The sequence below is a fragment of the Azotobacter chroococcum genome, assembly GCF_004339665.1.
Taxonomy (GTDB): domain Bacteria; phylum Pseudomonadota; class Gammaproteobacteria; order Pseudomonadales; family Pseudomonadaceae; genus Azotobacter; species Azotobacter chroococcum.
In genome coordinates, this window is sequence record NZ_SMMU01000085.1 from 1 (window position 1) to 2,451 (window position 2,451).

Below are 2,451 nucleotides of genomic sequence, written 5' to 3' on the forward strand. Positions count from 1 at the left end.
TTTGACGCGATACAGGACACTGCGCTTGCCGTGCTTCTGGTAGGTGCTGCGGCGAGCCGCGATCTGCCAGACGACTTTCCGTCCGGCATGCTCCGGACGCTTCTCGACACCGACATAGGCCGCATCGGCACCGACCAGGTTTTCCTCGCCATGCAGCACCTTGTCGACCTGGGTGACATCCGCCACGTTGGCCGCCGTACCCACCACGTGATGCACCAGGCCAGACTCGGCATCGACGCCGATATGCGCCTTCAGTCGGGTAAGGCAGGAGTGTTACCACTCCTGCCTCCCCTGAGAACCGTACATGAGAGTCGCCCCTCATACGGCTCAAGCCTTCCAGCAGCCGGGTGACCGGGCTACCTGACGCTGTGCTCTCCTGCGCTCCAGGTAAAGCGTCCATGCAGGGTCGAACGGGTTCGCCGCGCTGCATATCTTGACGTGCCGTATGATCGGAACACTGGCCGCAGCAAACAGCCAGACGGGCTGGCTCATGCCATGCTTTCTTTCCTTGCAAGCAAACACCCAGTGTCGTCGCCCCACCACGCGGAAGTATCGTTGCTTTACCCAGTGAGCATTTTTCATGGCATGCCGGCGCACAGCCCAGCGCCATAGGATTCGCCAGATCTGGTGGTCGATCCATGCGAAGCGGGCGGCAGCAACGACATGGCGATGATACATGGCCCATCCCCGGATGATCGGGTTCAGGGTCCGGATCAGGTTTGCCTGTGTGGCTGCCTTGTTCCCGTTTACGACTTCCCGGACTTTCTTCAGGAGCGCTTTCACACTCTTGCGAGCTGGAGTGATCAGCAACTTGCCGGCGTACTTGCGTACGTTCTGGCCAAGAAAGTCGAAGCCTTCGGAGATATGCGTTATGTGAGTCTTCTTCGCCGAGAGCTCCAGGCCCCGCTCTTTCAGGAACGCCTCGATCGCCGGTCGTACCTGATGTTCCAAGAGAGATTTCGAAGCCCCCGTGACGATGAAGTCATCGGCATACCTTACGACATGGACCTTGAAGGGCCTTCGCCGGCGTTCTGTCGAAGCCACGCTGGTGAGAGCGGCCTGCTCCAGTCTATCCAGGGTCCAGTTCGCGAGTATCGGGGAAATGATCCCCCCTTGCGGGGTTCCCGCCTCCGTTGCGAACAAGGTTCCCTGCTCGACATACCCTGCCTGCAGCCATTTCCGCAGAATGGTCTTGTCCATGGGGACATTGGCGAGTAGCCACTCATGACTGATATTGTCAAAGCAGCCACGGATGTCTCCTTCAAGTACCCACTCTGCCGAGCTGCGTTTTGCCAGCACGGTGAAACCGTGTGCGATGGCGTCGGCCGTTGAACGTTCTGGCCGGAAACCATACGAGTTGGGATCGGCACGCGTCTCTGCCACCGGCTCGAGCGCCAGTTTCCACAGCGCTTGCATGGCCCTGTCCCGCATCGTTGGAATCCCCAGTGGGCGTTCCTTGCCGTCGCTCTTGGGTATGTAGAGGCGCCTCAGCGGCTGTGGTCGATAACCACGCTGCTTCAGCGCCGATGCTCCCTTCGATTTGGCGACCGGAGTCGACCAGATCTTGCCGTCGATTCCCGGTGTTTTCTTCCCTCGATTTTCCGTCACTCGCTTCACGGCCAATAGCTTGCCGCTGTACGAGCGAGTCAGCAGCCTCTGCAAGGCTTGCACCTTGCCCCACCTGCCTTCTCGTGTTGCCTTGGCGATACGCACCTGGAGTCGTTTCACGTCCGATTCGATCCAGCACCAGGATTGGGGCCAGTTCGGTTCGGCGTGCGAAGGTGCACCAGAACGTGGCGTCGCTGCTTGCGCACGGCGAGCTGGTCCTGTCATCTGCTTTCCTCCGTCCAACGATTGGCAAGGTTATTTCGCCATGGAAGACCTTGTGGAAGTCTGCTCGCTTTCGCGCCAGGCCATGTCTCAGCCCGTATCCACCCCGTTACAGGGCGGCCTTCGCTTTCTCCACATTCCTTTACCCGCAGCACCCTCAGCGTTCCTCGCGGTCCGCCTGCCGTGTCCGGCGATGCTACGGGCTTACCCTGTTCCGCATGGATTTCCGAATGGGTCGGACCCCTCGATTTCGCCGGCGGCACTTCGTCCACGAGGGGCTATCGGTAAGAGCCCCTGCCTGACCGCATACCTTTTGGTTCAAGCCTGTCAGCATCTTTGGCTTGGCTGTTATGACGACGTTTATAGGAGGTTCACGTGTGTTGGTCGTACCCATTCATCCCTAGCGCCTCTCCGCCTTGATGCTGGCAGATTCGGCCTTGCCTCGCGGCTCGACCTACCGACGACGTCGGTGGCTACATTGTCCCCAGAGCTTCAGACCAAGCTGTTGCCGGCTTCGCCTGTCCGGGTAGGGAACGGTTGGTGGAACAATCGGTTTCGTCGGACGCGGCCGCGAAACAGAAACCCATGCGACTTTCAGGTCGCACTGCCGAAGTAGTACTG

General features: G+C 59.8%; 1 protein-coding gene and 1 pseudogene. Both read right to left on the reverse strand.

What is annotated here, in order from left to right; genetic code table 11:
- Positions 1–255 (reverse strand): annotated as a pseudogene (locus tag EV691_RS23065) (transposase); the annotation flags it as partial.
- Between the two features lie 72 nt (positions 256–327).
- Positions 328–1,833, reverse strand: a complete 1,506-nt coding sequence (ltrA, locus tag EV691_RS23070; RefSeq protein WP_131302572.1) for a group II intron reverse transcriptase/maturase — start codon at positions 1,831–1,833, stop codon at positions 328–330.
- Positions 1,834–2,451: the final 618 nt, after the last annotated feature.